Origin of the sequence: Amycolatopsis orientalis DSM 43388 (assembly GCF_000411975.1) — a bacterium.
GTDB classification, from domain to species: domain Bacteria; phylum Actinomycetota; class Actinomycetes; order Mycobacteriales; family Pseudonocardiaceae; genus Amycolatopsis; species Amycolatopsis orientalis_D.
Genome location: NZ_ASXG01000155.1, coordinates 50,269 through 74,848, shown reverse-complemented (window position 1 = coordinate 74,848; position 24,580 = coordinate 50,269). Strand labels below are relative to the sequence as shown.

28 protein-coding genes and 1 tRNA gene are annotated in these 24,580 nt (G+C 67.6%); 15 read left to right on the top strand and 14 right to left on the bottom strand.

Annotated elements, in window-relative coordinates:
* Positions 1-103 precede the first annotated feature (103 nt).
* Complete coding sequence (locus L942_RS31990) at positions 104-415, bottom strand: hypothetical protein (protein ID WP_037367492.1); 312 nt, start codon at positions 413-415, stop codon at positions 104-106.
* Positions 416-455: 40 nt separating this feature from the next.
* Positions 456-629: a hypothetical protein gene (locus L942_RS44585; RefSeq protein ID WP_158684567.1), complete on the bottom strand. Its 174-nt coding sequence runs from the start codon at positions 627-629 to the stop codon at positions 456-458.
* 124 nt (positions 630-753) lie between these two features.
* On the opposite strand from L942_RS44585, the gene L942_RS31985 reads away from it, so the two are divergent.
* The 6 genes from L942_RS31985 (at position 754) to L942_RS31965 (ending at position 6,044) form a co-directional block, all read left to right on the top strand.
* Positions 754-1,575 carry a GntR family transcriptional regulator gene (locus L942_RS31985; protein ID WP_051166387.1) on the top strand — a complete coding sequence of 274 codons (822 nt, stop codon included), beginning with the start codon at positions 754-756 and terminating at the stop codon, positions 1,573-1,575.
* Positions 1,575-2,417, top strand: coding sequence for a glycosyltransferase family 2 protein (locus tag L942_RS31980; RefSeq protein ID WP_037367491.1), 843 nt, complete (start codon positions 1,575-1,577; stop codon positions 2,415-2,417). Before L942_RS31985 ends, L942_RS31980 begins: the two co-directional genes overlap by 1 nt.
* A gap of 367 nt (positions 2,418-2,784) precedes the next feature.
* Positions 2,785-4,176, top strand: a complete 1,392-nt coding sequence (locus tag L942_RS31975) for a hypothetical protein (RefSeq protein ID WP_037367489.1) — start codon at positions 2,785-2,787, stop codon at positions 4,174-4,176.
* 647 nt (positions 4,177-4,823) lie between these two features.
* Positions 4,824-4,994 (top strand): DLW-39 family protein, encoded by a 171-nt coding sequence (locus L942_RS45075; protein WP_020663676.1) that lies wholly within the window; start codon positions 4,824-4,826, stop codon positions 4,992-4,994.
* 30 nt (positions 4,995-5,024) lie between these two features.
* Positions 5,025-5,097, top strand: a tRNA-Ala gene (locus tag L942_RS31970).
* A gap of 320 nt (positions 5,098-5,417) precedes the next feature.
* Entirely contained in the window at positions 5,418-6,044 is a 627-nt protein-coding gene (locus tag L942_RS31965) for an antibiotic biosynthesis monooxygenase (protein WP_037367487.1), read from the top strand.
* A gap of 5 nt (positions 6,045-6,049) precedes the next feature.
* On the opposite strand, the gene L942_RS31960 is transcribed toward L942_RS31965, so the two are convergent.
* Complete coding sequence (locus L942_RS31960; RefSeq protein ID WP_037367485.1) at positions 6,050-6,481, bottom strand: ester cyclase; 432 nt, start codon at positions 6,479-6,481, stop codon at positions 6,050-6,052.
* Between the two features lie 73 nt (positions 6,482-6,554).
* Here L942_RS31960 and L942_RS31955 point away from each other — a divergent pair, with 73 nt between their 5' ends.
* Entirely contained in the window at positions 6,555-7,187 is a 633-nt protein-coding gene (locus L942_RS31955) for a TetR/AcrR family transcriptional regulator (RefSeq protein WP_037367484.1), read from the top strand.
* Between the two features lie 314 nt (positions 7,188-7,501).
* Positions 7,502-8,062, top strand: coding sequence for a GntR family transcriptional regulator (locus tag L942_RS31950; protein ID WP_081655318.1), 561 nt, complete (start codon positions 7,502-7,504; stop codon positions 8,060-8,062).
* A gap of 1 nt (position 8,063) precedes the next feature.
* Here the strand turns inward: L942_RS31950 and L942_RS31945 are convergent, their stop codons facing one another.
* The gene (locus tag L942_RS31945; protein WP_037367483.1) at positions 8,064-8,687 is read right to left on the bottom strand and encodes a TetR/AcrR family transcriptional regulator; all 624 of its coding nucleotides are present in this window, start codon (positions 8,685-8,687) and stop codon (positions 8,064-8,066) included.
* 87 nt (positions 8,688-8,774) lie between these two features.
* On the opposite strand from L942_RS31945, the gene L942_RS31940 reads away from it, so the two are divergent.
* The gene (locus L942_RS31940) at positions 8,775-10,829 is read left to right on the top strand and encodes a HelD family protein (RefSeq protein ID WP_081655317.1); all 2,055 of its coding nucleotides are present in this window, start codon (positions 8,775-8,777) and stop codon (positions 10,827-10,829) included.
* On the opposite strand, the gene L942_RS31935 is transcribed toward L942_RS31940, so the two are convergent.
* Together L942_RS31935 and L942_RS31930 are read right to left on the bottom strand one after the other, a co-directional pair.
* Complete coding sequence (locus L942_RS31935) at positions 10,811-12,010, bottom strand: glycosyltransferase 87 family protein (RefSeq protein ID WP_037367480.1); 1,200 nt, start codon at positions 12,008-12,010, stop codon at positions 10,811-10,813. The two genes, L942_RS31940 and L942_RS31935, sit on opposite strands and share 19 nt — an antisense overlap.
* 21 nt (positions 12,011-12,031) lie before the next feature.
* Positions 12,032-12,850: a helix-turn-helix domain-containing protein gene (locus tag L942_RS31930; RefSeq protein ID WP_037367479.1), complete on the bottom strand. Its 819-nt coding sequence runs from the start codon at positions 12,848-12,850 to the stop codon at positions 12,032-12,034.
* 97 nt (positions 12,851-12,947) lie between these two features.
* Between L942_RS31930 and L942_RS31925 the strand changes: the two genes are divergently transcribed.
* Positions 12,948-14,345, top strand: coding sequence for an amidase (locus tag L942_RS31925; RefSeq protein ID WP_037367478.1), 1,398 nt, complete (start codon positions 12,948-12,950; stop codon positions 14,343-14,345).
* Here L942_RS31925 and L942_RS31920 read toward each other — a convergent pair.
* The 3 genes from L942_RS31920 to L942_RS31910 are packed head-to-tail and all read right to left on the bottom strand — an operon-like array spanning position 14,342 to position 17,628.
* A complete protein-coding gene (locus L942_RS31920) occupies positions 14,342-16,720 on the bottom strand; it encodes an ATP-binding cassette domain-containing protein (protein WP_037367477.1) in 2,379 nt (792 codons plus the stop codon). The genes L942_RS31925 and L942_RS31920 overlap by 4 nt on opposite strands.
* Before the next feature lie 43 nt (positions 16,721-16,763).
* Positions 16,764-17,174, bottom strand: a complete 411-nt coding sequence (locus tag L942_RS31915; protein ID WP_037367528.1) for a VOC family protein — start codon at positions 17,172-17,174, stop codon at positions 16,764-16,766.
* Between the two features lie 10 nt (positions 17,175-17,184).
* Positions 17,185-17,628: a helix-turn-helix transcriptional regulator gene (locus L942_RS31910; RefSeq protein ID WP_037367475.1), complete on the bottom strand. Its 444-nt coding sequence runs from the start codon at positions 17,626-17,628 to the stop codon at positions 17,185-17,187.
* A gap of 107 nt (positions 17,629-17,735) precedes the next feature.
* Here L942_RS31910 and L942_RS31905 point away from each other — a divergent pair, with 107 nt between their 5' ends.
* Positions 17,736-18,620 (top strand): hypothetical protein, encoded by an 885-nt coding sequence (locus L942_RS31905; protein ID WP_037367527.1) that lies wholly within the window; start codon positions 17,736-17,738, stop codon positions 18,618-18,620.
* On the opposite strand, the gene L942_RS31900 is transcribed toward L942_RS31905, so the two are convergent.
* A complete protein-coding gene (locus L942_RS31900; protein ID WP_037367473.1) occupies positions 18,617-19,255 on the bottom strand; it encodes a pyridoxine/pyridoxamine 5'-phosphate oxidase in 639 nt (212 codons plus the stop codon). The genes L942_RS31905 and L942_RS31900 overlap by 4 nt on opposite strands.
* Position 19,256: 1 nt before the next feature.
* Positions 19,257-19,931 (bottom strand): hypothetical protein, encoded by a 675-nt coding sequence (locus L942_RS31895; RefSeq protein ID WP_037367525.1) that lies wholly within the window; start codon positions 19,929-19,931, stop codon positions 19,257-19,259.
* Positions 19,932-20,026: 95 nt separating this feature from the next.
* Between L942_RS31895 and L942_RS31890 the strand changes: the two genes are divergently transcribed.
* Both L942_RS31890 and L942_RS31885 read left to right on the top strand, forming a co-directional pair.
* A complete protein-coding gene (locus L942_RS31890; RefSeq protein ID WP_106965106.1) occupies positions 20,027-20,554 on the top strand; it encodes a DUF2020 domain-containing protein in 528 nt (175 codons plus the stop codon).
* 141 nt (positions 20,555-20,695) lie between these two features.
* On the top strand, positions 20,696-21,148 hold the full coding sequence (locus L942_RS31885; protein ID WP_037367472.1) for a DUF6918 family protein: 453 nt from the start codon (positions 20,696-20,698) through the stop codon (positions 21,146-21,148).
* A 133-nt stretch (positions 21,149-21,281) separates the two neighbouring features.
* Here L942_RS31885 and L942_RS31880 read toward each other — a convergent pair whose 3' ends face one another.
* Entirely contained in the window at positions 21,282-21,914 is a 633-nt protein-coding gene (locus tag L942_RS31880) for a hypothetical protein (RefSeq protein ID WP_037367521.1), read from the bottom strand.
* Between the two features lie 206 nt (positions 21,915-22,120).
* Between L942_RS31880 and L942_RS31875 the strand changes: the two genes are divergently transcribed.
* Both L942_RS31875 and L942_RS31870 read left to right on the top strand, forming a co-directional pair.
* A complete protein-coding gene (locus L942_RS31875) occupies positions 22,121-22,645 on the top strand; it encodes a peptidylprolyl isomerase (protein ID WP_037367471.1) in 525 nt (174 codons plus the stop codon).
* 172 nt (positions 22,646-22,817) lie between these two features.
* The gene (locus tag L942_RS31870) at positions 22,818-23,651 is read left to right on the top strand and encodes a rhomboid family intramembrane serine protease (RefSeq protein WP_037367470.1); all 834 of its coding nucleotides are present in this window, start codon (positions 22,818-22,820) and stop codon (positions 23,649-23,651) included.
* On the opposite strand, the gene L942_RS31865 is transcribed toward L942_RS31870, so the two are convergent.
* Together L942_RS31865 and crgA are read right to left on the bottom strand one after the other, a co-directional pair.
* Positions 23,637-24,065, bottom strand: a complete 429-nt coding sequence (locus L942_RS31865) for a PH domain-containing protein (protein ID WP_037367469.1) — start codon at positions 24,063-24,065, stop codon at positions 23,637-23,639. The genes L942_RS31870 and L942_RS31865 overlap by 15 nt on opposite strands.
* An 85-nt stretch (positions 24,066-24,150) precedes the next feature.
* On the bottom strand, positions 24,151-24,417 hold the full coding sequence (crgA, locus tag L942_RS31860; protein ID WP_009085533.1) for a cell division protein CrgA: 267 nt from the start codon (positions 24,415-24,417) through the stop codon (positions 24,151-24,153).
* Positions 24,418-24,580: the final 163 nt, after the last annotated feature.

Genomic DNA, 24,580 nt, shown 5'->3' with positions numbered 1-24,580 from the left:
TCAGAAGGCTGGTTGGCGAGACCCGGCGCGGCAGGCGCGTTCTTGGCGGAGTGAGCCGCCGCGTCGGGGCCGAACAGGCTGGTCAACGGGCACTGGGCGGCCATCACGCGGCCTCGCTCTCAACCTCCGAGATGGGGCGCACAGCGCTCGGCAGAGTTCGGACAACTGCCCGACCGGCCCGGCGCTTCCGGCGACCAGCGTCCCGTTGGCCGCGGAAGTCGTGCAGGTAGTCGTGCATCGCAGCCAACTCGGCCGCGGACAGAAACAGTTCGGTCTCTTCGACCGCGGCGTCCAGCACATCGAACGGGTCAACCGCGGTCGAAACCCAGTCTTGGGCGGCCAGAACGTCGTAGTTTTCGTCCGTGCCGTCGTAGGCAGCTTCGGCGGCGCGGCGGCTGATGCGTGCGGACCTCATTGAATCTCCAATCAACGAATGTGCAGGTCAAACAGGGTGTTCAGAACGAGGAGAAGAACGTCTTCGCGCTGCCGATCACGTGACCGACGAAGTGCGCCGACTCCAGGGGCGCGTGGACGATGCACACGAGCGCGGCGACCAGAAACAGGAAGCCGAACACCTTGCCCTTGCCGGACTTGCTGATGCCCAGGTGCTGGAGTGCCTTGTTAGACATGCGTCCTCCTCGTTTGAGTGTTTGAGGGTTTGTGCTCAAACTTGCTGAGGTTGAACGTAGCCGCTGCCCGAGCGGAGCGCAAGGGGGTTTGTGTACAAACCCTCAAACGCCTACGATCGGCGGCATGGAGACACAGCGGACCCCCGCGCGACAGACGATCGCGCTTCGGATCGCCGACGACCTGCGGATCAAGATTGAGCTGGGCGAACTCCGAGCAGGGGACTCGCTGCCCCCGCTCCACCAGCTCATGGAGGAGTACGACGCGTCGCAGACGTCAGCGCGCAACGCAATCGCGCTGCTCAAGCAGCAAGGATTGGTTGTGGTTAAGCGCGGCACCCCGCCGAAGGTGAGGCCGACGCCCAAGCGGGTTGAGCGAAGCTCGGACCGCCACCAGGCAGAGAAGGACATGGTTCGGCAGCCGGAAGACGTCCGCGCTGGCCATGGCCTGGCAGAGGACGACATGGGTGGGTCGATTGACCGGTACGACTTCATCCCCAACTACTCACTTGTACCGGCAGACCTGGACCTCGCCGACGCGTTTGGCGTCCCGGAGGGCACGACCCTCCTGCGCCGTGAATACATTCACCGAGACCGAAAGACCGGCGCGCTTGAGGCCAAGTCGCTGTCTTGGCTCTTGAAAGAAGTCATCGACGCGAATCCGAAAATCGCCGACCTCAAAGAAGCCCGATGGCCGGGCGGGACCATGCATCAGCTCTACACCGTCGGAATCGAGGTTGACGAGGTAGTGGACTACGTGACTTCTACGATGCCGACGACCGTGGAAATGGAGGAGTGGAACCTAGTCGAGGGGACACCTCTCCTCCTGGTCCGCCGAATATCAATCGACACAACTGGTCGCGTTGTCGAGGTGAGCGATGCTCAATACCCCGCCGATCGAACCATGCTCACCTTCCGCACGCCGCTCAAGCGATGGGACGACAAGTAATGACTAAGCGACTGTCCATCATCACTGCCGCATACGCCCCTTTGTCCGACTACTTCGACGAAACGATTCGTAGCGTAATGAGTCAGGAACTCCCAGAAGGATGGGAATTCGAATGGCTGATTCAGGAAGATGGCGAGTCACCTGGGCTCTCAAGCAAGGTGGCCGCTCTGCCGAACGTCCGATATTCGCCAAACCGCGCGCACACCGGCATTGCAGCAACTCGTAATCTCGCGCTGACCAGGGCGACCGGAGACGTCGTGCAGGTTCTAGACCATGATGATGTCCTCTTGCCCGGAGCGTGGCAGCGGATGCTCCCGCACTTCGAGCGGCCAGACGTCCATTGGGCGGTCGGCCAGGCCGATGACCTGCTATCGAACGGCGAACGGCGAGGCTATGAATCGGCTATCGCATTCGGCGAGGTGCCCGCTGGCTTGGTCAATACCTGGGCGATCGAGCACGAAGGAAACTGGCCGATCCACTGCGCCGGGTTGTACCTGAGGACCGAACTGGTTCGCGCCTTCGGCGGTTGGGGAGGTGCCCCCGTTGACGATGACATCATCATGTTTGCGGCACTCTCCGAAGTGGTCAATGGCTACAACGAAAGCGCTGTAACCTGGCTATACCGCGTCCATGACCGGCAGACCTCGAAGAGCGCAACATGGCGGGAACGCAGCAGCGACGGCCGCCGGATTGCACTGCAGCGGATCGAGGCCATTCGAGCCGTCGGATTGAAACCCACGGGCGACCTGTCCAACCTTTCGCCAGGCAAGACCGTGCGTGTTGGGCCAGCGGCAAAGGAAGCCATCGGCGGAGCCTGGTGGAAAACCGGCGGTCAGTCCTAAGGCTAGCGCGGACTGAGGAGGCCCCAGCCATGCCGGCAACGGCGGGCCGGACCAGGTGTCGACCGGCGGATCTCCGGCGGAAGCGGCTGGTTCTAGCAGAAGGCATCGAGGCAGCGGTGGGTGACAAAACGGGTGACAATCGGGGTGACCAACGACGGACGTACACGGACGTTCACGGACGATGGCCGTGCAGGTCAGGCCGCGTCCCCCGACCTCGGAAGTGACTAGATTTGCCCTGATAACGAAGAGGTCCCAGGTTCAAGTCCTGGTGGGCCCACATTTCCCGGAAGGCCGGTTCGCAGTCGCGGACCGGCCTTCCGGCTATTTCAGCTGACTGCGCGGCGGGGTGCCCGCCAGAATCAGCCGCATGCAGACCCCCGCGCAGATCCGTGCGCAGCTGAGGCTCGCCGCGGCCACCATCCGTACTCCGTCTGGTCTGGCCGAAACCGAGGCATGGCTGGTGTCGGCGACTGCGCGCGAGATGCTGCGGATCGACTACTACGCCCGCCAGGCTCGTTATCCGGTACCGGTGCTGGGACGGGCTCACCGCTGGAAGCTGAAGCACGCCTCGCCGGTTGTCGCGGCGCTGGCCTCGATGCACCCGGACGGCCGTCTGCGGGAGCAGGCGGTTCGCGTGTTGTGCACTTCGGCTGGGGCGGTGAGCGACCGCGCGTTGGCGGTCCGGGTTTCCGACCATGTCGAGGTGGTCCGCGAGCTGGCCGAACAAGAGGTGCTGCGGCGTACGACGTTGACGCAGGCGGGGCAGATCGTGCCGGTGCTGCGGCGGATTGCGCACCGCGGACGAGGTTTGCAGGCGTTTGAGCGTTATCTCGATGCGCTGGTCGCCGCGCAGGGCGAGGAGTCGGTGTGGGCGTACTTGCGGAGTTCCGAGGACTTTGAGGTACGGCGGACTGCGTTCCGGCACAGCTTCGAGGACGGCTTGCTTGGCTTGTCGGATGCAGTTCGGTTGCTGCCTCGGGAACGGGACCAGGTCGTCCGGCGGAAGTTGATCCAGGTGATCGCGGAGTCGGGGACGCCAGAGGTCATCGCCGAGTCGTTGCTTCGCGGACGGTCCGCGGAGGGCCGGGTGCTGGGCTTGGTGAAGCTGACCGCGGCGCAGCTCGATCCTGGTGTCGTGGAAGGACTTCTGGTCGACCGGTCGGTGCTGGCGCGGATGTGGGCTCGGATCCGCTGGCAGGAAATGGGCCGGGATCCGGTGGAGGTTTATGCCGCGGTCGCACGTTCCGCTGCCCGGCCGGCGGTGCGAGCCCGCGCGTACGCCGGGCTCGCGGAGGCGGGAGGTGAGCTTGCCCGGACGGAGATCCTCGAGCTCGCGCAGAGCACGGATGTGGTCTTGAAGAAGGCCGGGTTGTCGTTGCTCCGCGGCAAGGCGGTCGCTTCGGACGTGTCTTGGCTGCTGCGGGAAATGACCGGCGAGGATTCGCGCGTGGCGCGGTTGGCGGGTGACGTGCTCAGCAGCAGTCCGCGCCTGTGGTCGTTGGCGGATTTGGCCGTGCTGAAGGATTCCGCGGATCCGGTTGTCCGGCGTCGGGGATGGTGGCTGCACCGGAGCCTCGGCGGATGGGAGGCGGTGATCGCCGACTTGGAGTGCGGCGAATTTCGAGACCGGCTGGCGGTGCCGAGGTATTTCCAGCCGACTGCCGCGCAGCGGCGCCGGATCGCCGACCTTCTCGGCACGCTTTCCCTTGGCAGCAGGGAGGTTTCGGAGATCGAGTTCGCGATCGGGCTCCCGGCATGATGCGCGAGGAATTAGTTGGCCGTGCCGATTCCCTTGGCGTGGCGGGGAAATCCGTTGGTCGTCCGGCATGCGCTGGTGCCGGGGAACTGACTGCCGAGGACGGTCGGCCGCTTCCTCCGTGCTTGCATAACGCGGACGTGGGCAAGGCGCGGGAACTCGGTGGGAGCCGGAAGTCTTGGCGCTCGATGCCGTCCCGCCGTTGCTCGGGTCGCATCCATGCCGACCTTGGGCCAGAGCAGGTGCTGAAGCAGGACGGCCGGTCGGATCTCGGCGGAGTGCGTCGCGGCGTTCTCCGCTGGGGACGAAGTGACTCCCGAACCGCGGTGTCGGGCTGGGTCGTGGAACCGGCTGGGCCCGTGGCATGAGGTGACGTACGGGCTGGAGAACGGTCACCCTGACCTAGTCGGATCGGGTCTCGCCGGGGTCCGCGCCCGGCTGACGGAGACGAGTCAGCCCTGCCGGGAAGAGAAGGACCGGCAGGGCTGAGCGTTGCGTGGCCGCGAGAGCCGTCGGTTTCAACGGACCGGGCACTCCGGATATTCCCGGGGTGTTCCACGTGGAACGAGCGAGACGGAACCGCTGGACGGGACGCGCGGCGGGTCCGGTAGCATCGTGGGGTAGCGCAAGCACTGAGAAGGGGGCTTCAGGTGAAGAAGCTGTTGGCACTCGCGGTCGTCGCGGGCGGCGTCCTGTTCGTCGTCAAGCGCAACAAGGCGGCCAAGGCCGAAGCTGACCTGTGGCGGGAAGCCACCACGCCTGCTGCCCCGTCGGCGAACGGCAGCGCGCCGGCCAAGGCCGCGGACGCCTCGCGCAACTGACGTCATGCCTCGCGGACTCCGGTCCGCACCGGGCCTGTAGCTCAATTGGTAGAGCACCGCCTTTGCAAGGCGGGGGTCAGGGGTTCGATTCCCCTCAGGTCCACTCGCACTCCCCGTTCGGCTCCTGCCGAGCGGGGATTCGTGCGTTAGGGGATCTGCTTGCGCCGGGCGATGATCTTGGCTTCGCCGAACACCTGGTTGAGCGCGGGCGCCTGGTAGTTCCCGCGATTGGTGTAGGACGCGCCGGCCAAGTTTTCGTATGTTCAATCCGTCCTGTTTGCGGCGAGACAGCCCAAAATTCGCTTGGACACCATCAAGCCCCCTGCCCTCGTGATAGTTGGAGTGGCGAGGATGCTGGCTTGACTTCAACTTCTCTTGAAGTTCCATCCTTCCTGAGTCAGTACAGATCGCGGAGGGATTTTCATGACTGTCAACCGGCCGGATTTCGCGCGTACGGACGTCGGTGCGGTGCTCATCGCCGACACGACCGTCGAGGCGACGGAAGTGTTTGCGCGGCTGGAAAAAGAGTCCTGGCCTGCCGGGCTGATTTCCTTCCATGCCTTGGCCGGCACCGAGGGCGAAGCGTCGCTGGTCTACACCCAGTGGGCGGAAGGGGCAGTCGATCCTGGACTTGTGCGGCGCGTTACTGATGCTGATCCGGTGGAATATCGGTTGTATCGCAGCGGAAATCGCGAGAGCACAACGGTTCCGGGCTGCATTGTCGTGGTGAGTGTCGAGTTCGATGGGGCCGACGCGCAGCGGCAGCGGCGGTGGGTGGACACAGTGTTCGATGCGTTGGCCAGTGAAGAAAAGCCCGCGCCGGGTGGACTCTCCGGGCACTTTCACGTCAGCACCGACGGGATGCGAGTGCTCAACTATGCGGAGTGGACGGACGAACAGTCCCATCGCGACGCGTTGGCACGGTCCGGCCGCGGGACGGTCGGGGTCTCAGACGAGTGGCGGAAGGTGCAGGAGTTCCCGGGAGTGCGCGGCAGCGGGTTCCGGCGGTATCGGATGCTGCGCAGTCTTTCGCTGGGGCGGTCGGCTTGACCGGCTCAGGCGTTTTGCGGAACGAAGGTGGGGGCGGGCAGCGCGCCGAGTTGGATGCGGGCGCCGAGTTCGTCTCGGACGCCCCAGTGCTCGGCGAGTAGTGGACCTTCGGTGCGGTAGATGTGCACCGTGGTCATCCGGTAGGGCTTGCCTTCAGTGCCCTGGCCGTGAATCGCGTCGACGCCGGTTCCGGTGGCGGTCGCGCGGATGACGACGCGGTCGTCGGTGTCGAAGATGTCGTCGATGGCGTATCTGATGTTGAGCACGTGGTGCACGAAGGTGAGGATCTGCCGGTAGCCGGCGGGGCCGGGCGGCAGGGGGAACGGCGACCCGTGGTCGACGAAGTCCTTCGTGACCAGGGTGTCCAGGATTGCCAGTTCTCCGGTGTTGATCGCGTCGAACACGGCGAGGGCGGCGGTGCGTGCGGGGTTGTCCATGGTTACCCTCCTTGAGGGAACTTGACTGGAAGTAAAATCCAGTGGAATTAGAATCTAGCTGATTGGGAGGGCCGTGGCAAGGCAATACCGTGCTCCGCAGCGAGAGGAGAAGGCGCGGGCCACCCGGGCGCATATCGTGCGGACGGCGCGCGAGCTCCTGCTCGGCGGCGGGGGCTACGCGGGAATGACGATCACCGGACTCGCCGAGGCAGCCGGGGTCAGCCCGCAGACGGTGTACAACTCCGTCGGCGGCAAGGCAGAGGTGATCAAGGCGGTCTACGACGTCATGCTCGCCGGAGACGAGGACCAGACACCGATGAGCGAGCGCCCCGAGTTTCGGGAGGTGACCGAAGCGGCTGACGTACCGTCCTACGCGGCCGCCTACGCCGCCTGGAGCCGGACCATCTACGACCGGGTCGGACCTCTGCTCGGAGTGCTGGTCGCACACGGTCCCGGCGGCGACCCGGTGCTGGAGGCCTTCGTGTCGACCATCGACTCCGAACGCAGGAAGGGCAACACCCACAGCCTGCGCGGCATCACTGAACGAGGGCAACTGGCGTCGCACGACTTCGACGAAGCAGTCGATGCGGTCTGGACGCTGACCGCGCCCGAGGTCTACGACCGGCTCGTCCAACGATGCGGGTGGAAGCCGACGGCCTACGAACGGTGGCTGGCCAACCAATTGCGCGCGGCGCTGTCCGGCTAGCGGTGTATTCCGGCGGAGCCAATGGCAAGGGCGTTGGAATGCGGCGGACCCATGTGACGGTGAGTTCGGAAAGCTGGGTCAATTCCTCGGCATCGCCATTGCCGGAGTGGGCGCGATTTGTGCCGCGTCGTGTCGCAGGGGGTGAGTCCACAGTGGAGTTTCGCCGTGCTGGATGGCCGGGTCTAGGCAGCCGACGAAGCCGAGGAACGTCAAGATCGTTCCGTATTTCTTCGGCCGCGTCTTTCGCTTGCCTACGGCGGGTGTGGACGAAATGGCTCGGCTGGCCCTTTCGTGCTGTGGGGATCAAGGCGAAGATGGGGTCCATGGTCGATTCGGTTCAGCCCGGCGGCAACATCCAGCGAAACTCCCCGTCGAGACTGTCGCGTGCGGCCCGGGCAAAGAACCGGGCCGCGTTTCTCGCGGACGCTGAGGGCAGCGGATTCATTCCCTCCGCCTCGGTGGAAGTACGGTTCGAGCGGGCAGATGCCCGTGTGGCGCAGAAACTCGCGATTGATGAAGGTGCCGAGGTCACGGTGCGGGATCGAGTCCTGCGCGCGGACGGGAGGGTTGTTCAGTTGTCGGTGTCACGTCTCCCGCGTGAGCTGACGCGCGGCACTGGCGTCGAGGAAGCTGACACTGGCCCCGGCGGGACCTACGCGCGGCTCGAAGAGGCTGGTCATCCGCCGGCATCGTTCGTCGAGCAGGTTGGCGCGCGGATGCCGACCGCGGCGGAAAGAGCACTCCTGCCCGCCGGAGCGCCTGTCCTGACGGTGACCAGAGTGGCCCTCAAAGAAGACGGTTCTCCCCTGGAGGTCAACGACATGGTCCTCGTCGCGGATCGCTATCAGCTCTCCTACGCCTGGCTCGCGGACTGAGTCACAGCACCGAAGACAACCCATCCCGCAGCATTCGATACGCCGCCTCCGCTCGCGCAACCGCATCTGGGTAGGTCTCGTCCGCGCTTCGGCCTTCACGGATCTCTCGTGCGTTGTGGAATCCCAGGATCCGTTGCGTGCCAAAGATCTGCGCCGCCACCAAGCGGGCGGTGAAGTCGTCCGGGATTCCGCACGACGCCTGCAGCTCATCCACCAGTTCCTGTTCCTTCGCCAGCAGGTACGTAGCCAGCCGAGCCAGCAGGGCCGGCGTTGAGTACAGCAGCGTGTGGCACGTGATCGCGTCCGGCGAGTCGTTCAGGCCGGTCAGGGGGTCGCGCTCGGCCAGGCGGTCCAGGAAAGCCTGCTCCAACGCGGACAGCGCCGAGACCCCCTCCGCTCGGGCGCGGACGATCTCCGCCGGGCCGTTTTCGTCCACGAACTGGTGGATGACCAGGTCTTCCTTCGTTGGAAAGTACGCGAACAGCGTCGGCTTCGATACCTCTGCTTCCGCCGCGATGTCGGCTACCGAGACCCCGTCGAAGCCGGATTCTCGGAACAGGCGGAGAGCCGCCGAGGCGATCGCTTCCCTCGTGCGGCGGCGTTTGCGCTCGCGCAGTCCTGACACGGGCGTCAGCCTAACCGCGACTCGAACCCGGATAAAAACTTGACTCAGTTGTATATTTAACCTAGTCAAGAAATAGGGGGAACGGCAGTGGAGCCAGAGATCCGGGCGGAGCGCGAGTATCTCCAGGCCTGTCACGCGGAACTGAACCGCATGCGCGCGGAGATCAAGACCGCGATCGAGACGGGGATGGGCGAGGGCGACGCGGTCGACGACAAGTACTTCAACCACGTCTTGAAGCAGTTTCGCATCGAGATCGCCGAGGAGCTAGCGGATATCGACGACGCGCCGCTCTTCTTCGGCCGCCTCGACTACCCGCCGGGCGAGGTGTACGAGGCTGCGCGCGGACCGCATACCCGGTCGCCCGAGCATGACCTGGTTTACCTGGGCCGGCGAGGAATTCGTGATGACGACGGGGAACCGCTGGTGATCGATTGGCGGGCACCGCTCGCCAGGGCGTTTTACGAAGCCGATCACGAGCATCCGATGGGGGTGCGCGTTCGGCGCCGGTACGGTTTCGATCAGTCGGGCGTGCTCAGCGCGTACGAGGACGAGCCGCTCGATCGGCCCGGTTCGTCGGCGAATCGGCTGCTCACCGCGGAGATCGAGCGGCCTCGGCAGGGGCCGATGCGCGACATCGTCGCCACGATTCAGCCGGACCAGATGCGGCTCGTGCGCGCGCCGGTCGAGCGGACGATCTGCATTCAGGGCGCACCGGGGACCGGCAAGACCGCGGTGGGGCTGCATCGGCTGGCGTACCTGCTCTACACCGAGCGGGTGCGGCTGCAGAAAGCCGGCGGGGTCGCGGTGATCGGGCCGAACCGGGCGTTTCTGGCCTACATCGCGGGCGTGCTTCCGGCGCTCGGCGAGGTGGCGGTTTCCCAAGCCACGATTGACGAATTGACCGGGGTGGGCCACTCGGTCGGATACGTCGACGATCCGCGGACGGCCCGGATCAAGGGCGACGTCCGGATGGCGGAGGTCGTCCGGCGGCAGCTGTGGGCGCGGATCCAGCCGGTCGACCGGACGCTCGAAGTGAAGTACCAGCATCGGACCTGGCGGCTTTATCCGGAGGAAATCGCCGAGGAACTCACCGAAATCCTCAGCCGCGGCGCGGACTACCGCGCCGGACGCGAATTGCTGGCCCAGCGGCTCGCGCATCGGATCCTGCGGGAGATGGAGCGGTCCGGCGGCACGAGCGCGACCCTGCCTCAGCTTCGCCGGAACGCCGCGATCACGAAGGCGGTCCGGGACATGTGGCCCGCCGTGGAACCCGCGCGGCTGATTTACGACCTGCTGACCGACAAAGCGTGTCTCGCGGAAGCGGCCGACGGAATCCTCACCGCCGAGGAACAGGAAGCGCTGTTCCGTCCGCGGCCGCGCAGTCGGAAGGCGATGACCTGGTCCACGCTCGATCTGGCGTTGCTGGACGAGGTCACCGCGTTGATCGAGCGGCCGGCCAAGCTCGGGCACGTCGTGGTGGACGAGGCGCAAGACCTCAGCCCGATGCATCTGCGGGCGATCGCGCGCAGATTGGCTGGTGCGTGCACGGTCCTCGGCGATGTCGCGCAGGCGACGAGTCCGTACGCGGTCCGCGATTGGGCCACCGTGCTGACCCACTTGGACCGCACAAACGGGCGGATCGAAGAACTCACGCACGGCTACCGAGTGCCGGCGGACGTGCTCGACTTCGCGGCTCGGCTGCTTCCGCACATCGCCCCGGACCTGCGCAGCCCCACGTCGTTCCGGCACTCCGCGGACGCGTTGCACCTGACCGAAACGGACGAGACGATCACCGCCGCGGTCGAGGCTTGTGCGAAGGCGTTAAAGCAGGAAGGGTCGATCGGGCTGCTGGCCGCGGACGCGGATGTCCCCGAATTGAGCCGGGCGCTTACCGCGAGCGGGTTGGACCACACAGTCTTGGACAGCGAGGGGACTGCTCGGATCACGGTGGCACCGGTGAGTTTGGCCAAGGGCCTGGAGTACGACACTGTGCTGGTGGTCGAACCGGCGCGCATCGTGGCGGCGGAAGAGCGTGGGCTGCAACGGTTGTACGTCGCGCTCACCCGAGCGGTCAGCACGCTGCACGTGCTCCACGCCGAGCCGTTGCCGAAGCCGTTGCAGGCTCAGACCGCGGCGGTTTGACGGCGCGTCGCGTAGCACTGCCAGCCGAGAAAGCCCAGCGCCAGCAGCAAATAGCTGTTGCCGATCAGGTGCTCGACCGGGCTCCAGGACAGTTCCAGGTACCCGTTTTTCGGCAGCCAGGAATGCGGGGCGATGACGAAAATCGCTGCCACGGCGGTCAATCCGGCGACCGCGAGCCGGGTGTGCGCACGAGCGGCGAACAGCACGAGTGCGGGCACGATCCACACCCAGTGGTGCGACCACGAAATCGGCGAACACACCAGGATCGCCGCGGTGTTGAGCAGAAACGCCATCGGCGGGTCGGCACGCAGCATCGCCGGAATGGTCAGCGCGAGGGCGGCCAGGGTCAGGACCGCGACCAGAATCAGCGTCGGAGTGTCCGGAAGCCCGAAGCGGTGCACCGCGCCCTGAATGGTCTGGTTGGTCGCGAAAATCGATCCGCTCATGCCGGACGCCCCGGTCAATCCGCCGCCGAACCAGTACTTCATGGACGCTTCCGGGGCGATCAGGAACCCGGCCACGCCGGCGAGCACGAAGGTGACCACTGTGGTCACGGCCGCGCGGAAGTCCTTTTTGAGCAGGAAGAACAGCAGGAATCCGGCCGGGGTGATCTTCATGGCGGCGGCCAGGCCCAGCAGGACGCCGCGCGGCAGCCGGGTGCGCGGGCCGAGGCAGTCGACGACCACCAGCGCCATCAGCAGCAGGTTGATCTGTCCGAACCACAACGTTTCGCGGACCGGTTCGAGAGTCAGCGAGCCAGCCCCGATCACCAGCGCGGCCAACACCGCGGTCCGCCGCTGGACGTGCGGCCGGACCACGACGTAGACCGTCCCGCACAGGGCTGCCAGCGAAACGGCGAGCATCAGCATCGCGCCCAGCGGCAGCGGTATCGCGGCGAACACCAGGAACACGACGGCCGCGAACGGCGGGTAGATGAACGGCAGGATCAGCCCGGCGCGGGTCGGCGGGAGCGGGCCGTAGACGTCCTCGCCCTGGGCCAGCGCCCGCGCGCCGGACCGGTAGATCTCCAGGTCGAGCGGCCACATCGTGCAGACGAGCCACAGCATCACCGCTGCCGCCGCCACCGCGGCGAGGACCAGCGCGAACACCGCCGACCGGCGGGTGCCGACGTCGTCTAGCCACCGGCGCAGCGAAACAGCGGGGGGCCGGAGGGAAGTCACCCCGCGATCATGCCGGTGCGATCACCCGTTCGCGCGGCGGGGGCGAGCCCAGGCGACTTCGTCGACCGCGAGCCACGGTGCGTTCGCGGCGGCGGAGGGGGTGACTCCGGCGAAGGCCTTGACCTCGTGGTGCAGGTGCGACTGGTCGACATATCCGCTCTCCGCGGCCACCGACGCGGGGCTCTCTCCGGCGGCCAGCCGGTGCACCGCATGGTCGAACCGGACCAGTCGCGCGGCGCGTTTCGGACTGAGCCCGAGCTGGCCGCGGAACCGGGACCACAGGCGTTTGCGGCTCCAGCCGGTCTCGTCGGCCAGCTGGTCGATCCGTACCTGACCGCGGTGCGCGTCCACCCGCTGCCAGGCGAAGGCGACCTCTGCATCCACCGTGCGGCCCGCCTCGAACCGCTTGCCCAACGCGGCTTCTACCAGGGAGAACCGGTCATTCCAGGAGTTGAGCGCGCGCAGCCGGTCCGGCAGGTCGGTAGGCCAGACGTCCTCCAAAGACACGACCTGACCGCTCAGCTCCGTCCCGAGTACCGCGTGCGCGACCGTGGGGGACAGCCGGATTTGCACGCATTCGATGCCCTGTCCCCGCACGCGCATCCCCTGCGGGGCGAGCCCGGCGACCACGCTGCCGCGCGCCACGTCGTTGACCAGCAACCGTTCGCGCAGATTGAGGAACAGCGTGACCGCCGGGTACGGGACCACCGTCAGGTCGACCAGGTCGACGGTGTCGCCGACGAATCCAGCCATCCGCACGCCGGGCAGCCGGCTCGGCCGGGTCGGCACGGCGATGCCCCATACCTTCGCGCCGTCGCGAGCCCATTCGGCAGGTCGCATGCCGCCAGCGTAGCCAAATCCGGCCGCGCGACATTTCTCCAAGACCGGACCCCACGGCCTTGACCAGGCTGAACGAGTACCGGAAAGGGGAGCCGTGATGATCAATTCCGCCGTAGAACTCGCCGCCGCTATCCGCGCGAAGGAGGTGAGCCCGGTCGAGGTCGCCGACTTCTGCCTCGACCGCATCGCCGAGCTGGATCCGAAGTTCAACGCCTTCTGCTTCCGCGCCGACGACGAGGTCCGCTCCGCCGCGAAAGCCGCCGCGGACGCCGTGGTGCGGTCCGCGCCGGAGGAGCTGCCGCCGTTCCACGGGGTTCCGCTGCCGATCAAGGACCTCAGGCACGTCCAAGGCTGGCCGACCACGTACGGCTCGTTGGCCACCGACCGCGCTCCGCAGCCGAAGTCGGACCCGATCGTGCGGCGGTTCACCGACGCGGGTTTCCTTCCGCTCGGCAAGACCACGACGTCGGAGTTCGGCGCGGTGCCGTTCACCGAAAGCGAGGCGCGGGGCATCTCGCGCAACCCGTGGGACCCGGATCGCACGCCGGGCGGTTCGTCCAGCGGCGCGGGGATCGCCGTCAGCGCCGGAATGGCCCCGATCGCGCACGCGGAGGACGGCGGCGGATCGATCCGCATCCCGGCGTCGTGCACCGGCCTGGTCGGGCTGAAGCCGACCCGAGGCCTGGTCACGAACGCCGTCGTGGAGGTCGAGGGCTTCGCGACCAGCGGCGTCGTCAGCCGGACGCTGGCCGACACCGCCGCTGCGCTGGACGTGCTCGCGAAGCACGACCCGGGCGCGTGGTGGTCACCGCCGACGCCGGCGCGGTCGCTCGCCGAAGCGCTCGACGCGGAAAGGCCGCTTGGCCTGCGGATCGGCGTCCTGACGACGTCGCTGATCGGGGGCATCTCCGTCGACCCGGCATGCCTGACCGCGGTCGACAAAACTCTCCGCGCGCTCGAAGAAGCCGGCCACCAGATTGTCGACAAACCGCTTCCGCTGCCGACGTCGGAGGAGCTGATCTCGACGTTCATGAAGGTCTGGAACGTCGCCAGCGCGGGGATCCCGCTGGTCGACCCGGACCGCGTCGAACCGCACAACCGGGCTCAGCGCGAAGCCGCGAAGTCGGTCGATTCCTGGACTTACGCGGAGAGTGTGCACCAGACCCAGCTGCTGTCCCGCCGCATCGTCGAAGCCTTCACCGACAGCTTCGACCTGCTGGTCACGCCGACCATGGCGGGTCTCCCGCCGAAGATCGGCGCGTGGCGAGCCAGCGGCAACCCGGTGGTGGCCGCGTATCCGATGGGCGTCTTCACGTCGCTGTTCAACGTGACCGGCCAGCCGGCGATCTCGCTCCCGCTGCACCACGACGAGGCCAGCGGCCTGCCGGTCGGCGTCCAGCTGGTTGCCGCGCCCTGGCAGGAGGACCTGCTGCTGCAGGTCTCCCGCACGCTGGAGCAGGCGCTTCCCTGGGCCGACCGGCGGCCGCTCGGCTAACCGACGTAGGCGGCCAGGTGCTTCCCGGTCAGTGTCCGCTTCTTCTTCACCAGCTCGGCGGGCGTTCCCTCGAAGACCACTTGGCCGCCGTCGTGCCCGGCACCGGGGCCGAGGTCGATGATCCAGTCGGCATGCGCCATCACGGCCTGATGGTGCTCGATGACGATCACCGACTTGCCCGAGTCGACCAGGTGGTCCAGCAGCCCGAGCAGCTGTTCCACGTCGGCGAGGTGCAGGCCGGTGGTCGGCTCGTCAAGGATGTACACGCCGCCGTTCGAACCCATGTGCGTGGCCAGCTTCAGCCGTTGCCGCTCGCCGCCGGACAGCGTGGTCAGCGGCTGGCCGAGGGTCAGGTAGCCGAGCCCGACCTGCTCCATCCGCTCGAGAATCCGATGCGCGGCAGGGGTTTTCGCGTCGCCCTCGGCGAAGAAGGCGGTGGCCTGCGCGACCGACATCGCCAGCACCTCGCTGATGTCGCGACCGCCGAAGCGGTACTCCAGCACCGAGGCGTCGAACCGCTTGCCCTCGCAGACCTCGCAGGTCGTGGCGACCCCGGCCATCATCCCGAGGTCGGTGTAGATGACGCCGTTGCCGTTGCAGTTCGGGCACGCGCCTTCGGAGTTGGCGCTGAACAGCGCGGGCTTGACGTTGTTGGCCTTGGCGAACGCCTTGCGGATCGGTTCGAGCAGCCCGGTGTAGGTCGCCGGGTTGCTCCGCCGCGAACCGCGGATCGGGGCCTGGTCCACCGACACGACATCGTCGGACTCCCGGATCGACCCGTGGATCAGCGAACTCTTGCCGGATCCGGCGACCCCGGTGATCACGCACAGCACGCCGAGCGGGAGGTCGACGTCCACGTCCTGCAGGTTGTGCGTGTTCGCGCCGCGGATTTCCAGCACGCCGGTGCGCTCCCGCACGGACGGTTTGAGCGCCGCGCGGTCGTCCAAATGCTTGCCGGTCAACGTGTTGCTCGCCCGCAGACCGTCCACAGTGCCCTCGAAACACACCGTGCCGCCGTTCGTGCCGGCACCCGGACCGAGGTCGACCACGTGGTCGGCGATCGCGATCGCCTCCGGCTTGTGCTCCACCACGAGGACGGTGTTTCCCTTGTCCCGCAACCGGAGCAGCAGGTCGTTCATCCGCTGGATGTCGTGCGGGTGCAGGCCGATGGTGGGCTCGTCGAAGACATACGTGACGTCGGTGAGCGACGAGCCGAGGTGCCGGACCATCTTCACCCGCTGCGCCTCGCCGCCGGAGAGCGTGCCCGCCGGCCGGTCGAGCGACAGGTAACCGAGCCCGATCTCCACGAACGACTCGAGCGTCTCGTGCAGCGATTTCAGCAGCGGCGCGACCGACGGGTCAGACAGTTTCCCGACCCATTCCGCGAGGTCGCTGATCTGCATCGCGCACACGTCGGCGATGCTCATCCCGTCGATCTTGGACGAACGCGCCAGCTCGCTCAGCCGCGTCCCGTCGCACTCCGGGCACGTCGCGAAGGTGACCGCCCGGTCCACGAACGCGCGGATGTGCGGCTGCATCGCCTCGACGTCCTTGGACAGATACGACTTCTGGATCCTCAGCACCAGACCCTCGTAGGTCATGTTGATGCCTTCGATCTTCATCCGCGTCGGTTCCTTGTACAGGAAATCCTGCAGCTCGCGCTTCGTGTATTTGCGGATCGGCTTGTCCGGATCGACCAGCCCGGAGCCGGTGTAGAGCCGGTAGTTCCAGCCGCCCGGGGTGTACCCGGGGATGGTCAGCGCGCCCTCGGAGAGCGACTTCGAATCGTCGTACAACTGGGAAAGGTCGATGTCGTTGATCGAACCGCGGCCCTCGCAGCGCGGGCACATGCCACCGGTGACGCTGAAGCTGCGCCGCTCCTTGACCTGCTTCCCGGCGCGTTGCACGGTGACCGCGCCCGCGCCGCTGATCGAGGCGACGTTGAACGAGAACGCCTGCGACGACCCGATGTGCGGCGTGCCGAGCCGGCTGAACAGGATCCGCAGCATCGCGTTGGCGTCGGTGGCGGTGCCGACCGTCGAACGCGGATCGGCCCCCATCCGCTGCTGGTCGACGATGATCGCGGTGGTCAGCCCATCGAGCACGTCGACCTCGGGCCGGGCCAGCGTCGGCATGAAACCCTGTACGAAACTGCTGTAGGTCTCGTTGATCAGCCGCTGCGATTCGGCCGCGATCGTGCTGAACACCAGCGAGCTTTTGCCCGAGCCGGACACCCCGGTGAACACCGTCAGCCGGCGCTTCGGGAGTTCGACGCTGACGTCCTTGAGGTTGTTCACGCGGGCGCCCTGCACGCGGATCAGGTCGTGGCTGTCCGCGGCGTGCGTCGGCGCGGGCTTCCCCTTGGCCTTGGTCATCGTCTCTCCCTGTTTCTTCCCCAGAGGTCCGGCTCGGACTTCTTCAGCTCGCTTGCTGGATCCGGATCAGGTTTCCGGCCGGGTCGCGGAAGGAGCAGTCGCGGACGCCGTACGGCTGGTCGGTGGGCTCCTGTACGACCTCGGCGTCGCTGGCCTGCAGCCGGTTGAAGGTCGCGTCGACGTCCTTGGTGGCCAGGTTCAGCGCGGCGTAAGTGCCCTTGGCCATCATTTCGGTGATCATCCGGCGTTCGTCGTCGGTAATGCCGGGGAACGCGGCGACCGGCTGCAGCACGAGCGAGGTGTCCGGCTGTCCGGGCGGCCCGACGGTAATCCAGGCCATGTCGCCGTACTTGACGTTGTTGCGCACCTCCCAGCCGAGGACGTCGCGGTAGAAGGCCAGCGTCGCTTCCGGATCGGTGTGCGGGAGGAAGCTCGCGTGAATGGTCAGGTCCATGCCGATCACACTAAGTTCGCGCCGAACGGGATGCTTCTCGATTCCTGATCGGTCGGGTGACCTGTTTCGCGACGCACGGCGCCATGCCCTCGGTCGCCCCGGTCTCCTCCTGGCGGTAAACGCTCGGCGGCTTCCCGACCAGCTCGGTGAAGCGCGTGCTGAACGTGCCCAGCGACGAGAACCCGACCTCGAAACAGACCTCGGTGACGCTCAGGTCGCCCCGGCGCAGCAACGCCATCGCGCGCTCGATGCGCCGAGTCATCAAATACGAATACGGCGACTCTCCGTAAGCGGCGCGGAACTGGCGGCTCAGGTGTCCGGCGGACACGTTGATGCTCCGCGCGAGCGCCTCGACGTCCAGGGGACGGGCGTACTCGCGGTCGATCCGGTCGCGCACCCGGCGCAACCGTGCGAGATCGGCCAATCGCTGCGCGTCGTCCGGCTTGCTGGTCACTTCCGAATCGTGCCACGGCGATGCCCGAAGCCCCAGTAATCCGCTCGTTCGGGCTGATGGCCGATTCGTTCAAGACCGCCGCGCCGCATTCGTGCGACGGTGCCCGGGTGACTGTGAAATTGGAGGCCGTCGCCCCGTTCCTCGCCGGGCACGGCAGGGTGCTGGACCAGCGGCGGTTCGAACTTCGGCACGGAAACGGGCGCGCGGAGGAGGTGCTCGCGGCGGTCGCGGCCTACCGGAATCCGGACGGCGGCTACGGCTGGGGCCTGGAACCGGACCTGCGTGCGCCGGAAAGCCAGCCGGGCGGCGCGCTGCACGCGTTCGAGGTGTTCGCCGACGTGGCTCCGGTGACTACGCCGCACGCGGTGCGGCTGTGCGACTGGCTGGAGTCGGTGTCGTTTCCCGACGGAGGGCTGCCGTTCGCGTTCCCGGTCGCCGACCCGACGGCCTGTGCTCCCTTTTGGACCGGAGCCGACCCGACGGTGTTCTCCTTGCAGGGCACCGCGTTCGTGACGTCGGCGGCGTGGCGGGTCGCCGGACACGACCCGGCGGTCGCGGCGCATCCGTGGCTCACCCGGGCGACCGAGACCTGCCTGCGGGCGATCCGGGACCTCGAGGAGATGCCGCACGCCATCGAGCTGAGCTTCGCGATCCACCTGCTCGATGCCGCCTACGACCGGTATCCGGAAGCCGATGACCTCCTGACGAAACTGGGGAAGTTCCTGCCGGAGAGCGGAATCGTCCCGGTGCGGGGCGGCTCCGAGGGCGAGGCGCTGCGACCGCTCGACTTCAGCCCGGTGCCCGGCCCGTCCCGGCGGCTGTTCACCGCGGAAGCGGTCGAAGCGGACCTGACCCGGCTGGAACAGGGCCAGCAGCCCGACGGCGGCTGGACGGTCGACTTCGCCAGCTTCTCCCCGGCGGCCGCACTGGAATGGCGGGGCTACGCCACGGTCGGCGCGATTTCCAAGCTGCTGGCCAACTCCCGGCTCTAGGGCCAGAGGCGTTCGCGGACCCAGCCCGCGGGTTCGCGGCGGTAGCGGACCCGGAGGTGCTTCCGGTCGTGCGAGGCCTGCCAGAATTCGACCGATTCCGGCTGGATCAGGTAGCGCGTCCACGTTTCCGGTGCCACGTCCGGGTTTTCCGCTACCCAATCCGCGGCGGCCGCGGCGGCTTCGGCGAGCTTCGCCGGATCGGACAGCACCTCCGACTGATGCCCGACGTACGCCTCGGCCCGCGACGCCGGCGGGCGGTCCAGGAAGTCGGCGGCGGACACCTCGGGCGCGGCCGGGACCACCAGGCCGCGCACGCGCACCTGCCGTCCGCGCCCGGGCCAGAAGAAGGTCAACGCCGCGCGCGGGTTCGCCGCCAGCTGCTGGCCCTTCGGGCTTTCCAAACTGGTCGCGACGGCCCAGCCGTCCTCGTCGACGTTCTTCAGGATCACCACGCGCGCGTCCGGCGCCCCGTCGGCGTCCACTGTGGACAGAGTGACGGCGTGCGGGGCCAGCACGTGCTCGCCCGCTTCGGTCAGCCAGTCGAGGAACAGCTCCTCGGGCGTTTCCGGGACGTGGTCCGGGTCGAATTCGGGGAGCTGTTCCGGGAAGGACTGCCAGCCGCGCAACGAAACCATGTCACCGACCGTACGGCGGTTGTCCCGGCGGCGGGTAGTGCGGCGGCCGCGGCCCGGCCGGACCGGCGGCGGGCGGCGGCCCGGTCTGCGGCATCGGCCCGGACGGAATCTGCCCGGGGAACCCGCCAGGACCCGGCCGCGGGGGCTGCCCGTAGCCGGGCTGTTGCTGCTGTTGCCATTGGAGCTGCTGGAAAGCCTCGCCCGGCTGCGGGAAACAGAACGTCAGCTTCGCGTTGATCGCGCCGTGCATCGCCGCGCCCCAGAGCTTCCCGCCGGTGAACGCGTAGGTCACGCCCGCGTACGGATCCACCGCGACCATCCGGGTTTCGCCGCCGAACTGGTTGCTCGTCTTCGCGCTCGCCAGCTGCGCGGCGTCCGGGTGCACGCGTCCGACCAGCCCGCAGATCACCACCGACGCGGCGGTCCAGCCGATCGTGCCCTGCACGTTGGCGCGGGCGTGCTGGGTGGCCAGGCCGGTGAACTGCTGCAGCGTCGCCGCGTTGATCTCCGGGTAGGCCCCGGCGACCACGCAGTAGTTCATCGTCGAGAGCATGATCGACTCGGCGAACAGGCCGACCGCGGAGGTCACCGGTCCGATCTGGACGGTGTTGAGCCTGCCGCCGCTGCGCACCACGCGTTCGGCGACCACCTGCAGGTACTGCTCGGGCGTGAGCACGTCCGCGACCTCCCCGGGGCTGAGCGGAATCGCTGCCATCGTCGCACGCGCCGCCTTCGCGGGGACTTGACCGGGCATGGTTGACTGTGCCCGCCATGCGCCGACTTCTCGTTCTCGCCCCAGCCCTGGTCCTGCTCGCCGGTTGCACTCCGTCGAGCCCGGCGAAGGAGACTCCGTCTTCGGCGCCGGCGAGTTCCGCGCCGACGTCGGCGGCGCTGCCGCCCGATCCGCAGCCCGTCCGTACCGCGGAGTGCCCGTACCTGTCGAACGAGACGGTGCAGGACGCGAACGGACAGCACGTCACCACGGTGCGGGTGTCTGCCGACCAGCCGCATCCGACCTGCTTTTTCTACCGCCCGGACGGCAGCATCCAGCTGACCGTGCGGGTGTACGTGGGCAACAGCGACGTGGCAACCGCGCTGGTCAACAAGGCGGCGCCGGTCGACACGTCGAACCCGGCTTCGGAGCCCGCGGGGTGGAAGGGCGGCTACCAGCCGGCCGGCGACGGGGTGGTCTACGCCGTCGCCAAGGGGGACGCCGCCGTCATCGTGACGAGCAACCAGAAGCAGAGCATCAAAGCACGCACAGTGGCGAAAAAGGCTATCGCTGCCCTGAAGCTCTGAGTAACGGGCTCCGCACGGGTGAGTGAAGTTGATCTTGTATTACTCTAAGCAGCACGCGCGGTCCCCCCAACACTCGCGCGGCGGGTGCCCGTCCGGCACCGAATACTTTGGTTACCCCTTTTCGACGACAAGGACAGATTCGTGGCTGACACCCTCAAGGAAATCCTGCTTGACTCGAGCCGTCGCCCCACCGTGGTCGCCGACTTCGCGGAGCTCGTGGACGCCGAGGTCGCCGACAAGGGCGGGGTCTCCGGCGCGGTCGTGAAGACCGGCTTCGCCGCGGTCAAGAAGATCAAGCCGGGCATCATCCCGTCCGCGATCGACAGCCTGCTGGACGACTTCTCGAACGCGCTCGAGCCGTTCTACGGCGACTACCGCGCCCAGGGCGGCAACGACTTCGGCGCCTACCTGAGCAGCCACGCGGACAAGGCTTCGGACGCGCTGCTCGGGGTCACCGACGCCCGCGCCGAGCGCAGCAGCCGCGACAGCATCAAGAAGGTCTACTCGAAGCTGCGCCCGAACGGCAAGAAGAACGTCGAGGAGGCGCTGCCGCGTCTCGGCCAGCTGATCGACAAGCACGCCGCCACGGCCTGAACCGGCTAGGTTCCCTGGCTCCCGATCGCCCCGATTCCACCTGGGGCAATCGGCCGCACCGGTCACGGAACCGCGTTGAGCGACCTGCGAAAAAGGGCCCCGGGACGCACTTCCCGGGGCCCTTTTCGCGCGTTCAGTTCTTCTTCTCGGCGGCCGACGGGCTCGGCGCCTTGCCGTTCGTCTTCGGCTCGCCCGGCTTGGCGTCGCTCGCGTCCTTGGCCTCCGCGGCCGGCTTGGCGGGCGGGGCGGGCGGGGTGGCCTTCGGCGGGGCCGGGGCGACCGGCGGCTCCTGCTGCCGCGACTTCAGCGCGACGGCGGTGCCGACCGCGACCGCGCCGAGACCGAGCAGCCACGGCCAGCGGCGGCGCTTGCGGGCGCCCTTGGCGGCGCTCTTCGCCTCCTCCAGCGCGGCGCGGAACTCCTTCTTCGCCGCCTTGAAGTCCTTCTTGCCGCGCCGCTTCGACTCGCCGGCCGCCGCGGCGGCCTTGATCGCGGCCTTCTTGGCCTTGCGGCCCGGCTTCTTCATCTCGGCGATGCGGGCGAGCGCTTCCTTGCGCGCCGCGGCGGAGCTCTTCTTCAGCTCCTTGCGGGTCAGCTCCGTCTTCTTCGCCAGCTTGCGCTGGGCCCGGCGGCTCCGCTTCCCCAGCTCCTCCGCGCCGGCCTCGGCGGCCTTCGCGCCCGCCTTGCCCGCCTCGACGACCAGCTTCCGCAGGTCCGTCGAGCCGGACTTGACCGACTCGCCGACCGATTCCACGGCCCGGGTCATGGTCTTCACCTCATCAATCGTTGTGAAACAGATCTGTTGCTTGACATCTATCCTGCCCTTTTTCCGCCCGCACCGCTGCGGCTTCCCGTTCCGGGCGTCCGGGAAACCTCGGGAAAGGGCCTTCTTCCTGGGGTGTTGCCCGGCGCGACGGGCCGGGACGGCCCCCTGAACCCCCCATTTGTGCGAAGGGGTGGCACGATGGCGGCGTGACTGAAAGCGCCCGCAAGGCCACCCTGCACACCAACCAGGGTGACATCCACGTGAACCTGCTGCCCGACCACGCGCCGAAGACCGTGGCGAACTTCGTGGGGCTGGCCACCGGCTCCAAGGAGTACACCCAGCCGAACGCGAAGGGCGGCACCTCCGGTCCGTTCTACGACGGCTCGATCTTCCACCGGGTCATCGACGGCTTCATGATCCAGGGCGGTGACCCGACGGGCACCGGCCGCGGCGGCCCCGGCTACAAGTTCGGCGACGAGTTCCACCCGGAGCTGCAGTTCTCCAAGCCGTACCTGCTGGCCATGGCGAACGCCGGGCCGGGCACCAACGGCTCGCAGTTCTTCATCACCGTCGCGCCGACCTCGCACCTGAACTTCCGGCACACGATCTTCGGCGAGGTGGCGGACCAGGAGTCCCGCAACGTCGTCGACGCCATCGCGACGACCGCGACCGGACCGGCGGACCGCCCGCTGTCCGACGTGGTCATCGAGAAGATCACCGTCGAAGACTGACGCGCCGCGGGCAGGGCTGGGGTTTCGGTAGGTTGGAGGCATCGTGAGCCAACCGCCGAACCCGCCCGCGCCCTCCCTTCCCGGTTGCTGGTGGCATCCGAACCGCCCGACCGGTCTCAGCTGTGCCCGCTGCGGGCGTCCGGCCTGCCCGGACTGCCTGCGCGAAGCCCCGGTGGGGTTCCAGTGCACCGACTGCGTCCAGACCGGGACGCAGCAGCAGAAACAGCAGCAGCGGCAGTATCGCGACGCCGGAATGGGCTCCCGCACGATCGCCGGGGCCCGGTTTTCGCGTTCTTACGTCGTCACCGCGACGCTCATCGCGGTGAACGTGGCGGTCTTCCTGATCACCGTCGTCCAGGCGAAGAGCCTGTTCGACAACCAAGTAGCCCCCGTCGAGCAGGCGGGCGTTCTCTGGCCGTCAGCCACTCTCGGCGGTGGCGAGTGGTGGCGGATCTTCACCTCCGGCTTCCTGCACTACGGACCCATCCACATCGCGGCGAACGCGTTCTCGCTGTGGATGATGGGCCGTGCGCTGGAGCAGGTCTTCGGCAAGGTCCGGTATCTGGCGCTCTACTTCGCGTCGATGTTCGGCGCTTCCACGGCGGTGCTGCTCTTCCAGGACCTGAACGGCGCCACCGCAGGTGCGTCCGGAGCGATCTTCGGGCTGCTGGGCAGCTACGCGGTCATTGTGCTGAAGCTTCGGCTGAACCCCTCCGCGCTGCTCATCAACCTGGTGCTCAACGCCTACATCACCTTCGCAGTCCCCGGCATTTCGATCTGGGCGCACGCGGGCGGCCTCGTCACCGGGGCCCTGGTGACGGCTGCGATGCTCTACGCCCCCGCCCGGAATCTGGTCCGCTGGCAGGCGATCGGCACGGTCATCGTCGCGCTCGCGCTCGCCGGGCTGATCGGCTGGCGGGCCACCCAGATCCCGACGGTGTCGTGCGGTTTCCACCAATCTCAGGGCCAGGCCGAGTACGGCTGCGGGTCGTCACGTTCCAGTTGAGCGTGCCCGCAGCGCGGTGAGCACGTCCAACACGTCGCGCGGATCCTCGCCGAGGTCGGTCTGGCCGAAGATGAACAGCTGGTCGTCTCGCTCCAGTTCGAGCGTCACGCCCTCGCGCCCGAGACGCCGCGTGCTGCGCAGCCGGACCGCCGTGCCGGCCCAGGGGAGCCGGTGCGTGGCGGTGAGGGTGCGGGCCTGGAGGCCGTGCTCGTCCGCGGACAGGCGGGGCCGCACGAGCGTCCAATGGACCGCGAACGCGCCGACGGCCAGCGTCGCGAGGCCGGTGAGGAGCGCGCCCTTGCCGTCGCCGAAGAACGTGTCCAGGACCGTTCCGACCAGCAGCAACGTGGTCAGGCCCCACGCCACTACCACGAGGTTGCGGCGCGGGGCCCAGGAGGTCGGATGGTTATCCACAGGGGTTATCCACACTGGGGATGAGTCACACTGGTGTGATTCGAGGTCAATCGGCCGACCGGAGCAAAGCCGATCCGGCGGATGGTCAGCGCCACCGCATCGTCATCAGGAGGCCGGCGATCATCGCGGCGAATCCGATCGCGAAATTCCAGTTTCCGAGCTCGCTGAGGAACGAAACCTTGTCGCCGGCGATGTAGTTCACGACCAGCCAGATCAGCCCGAGGAGCATGAGGCCGAACATGACGATCTTGTAGAACAGGTTCGACGGTCCCGCGGCCTGGACTTTCACCGGGGTGCGGCGGTCGACCGGCGGGGTGTACGCGGTCTTCTTGCGGACCTTCGACTTCGGCATCGTTTCCTCGCGTGCTCTCGGGCATTCCTGGTGGCGGCATCCTGGACGAGGTCCCGCTGTCGGGGTGCGCAACCAGCGCCACGTGCACACGTTAACGTAAAGGACGGCTCCGCAGCACCGGGCGGGAGCGGTCGGGTTTCTCAGACTGTGACAATAGCGCCAC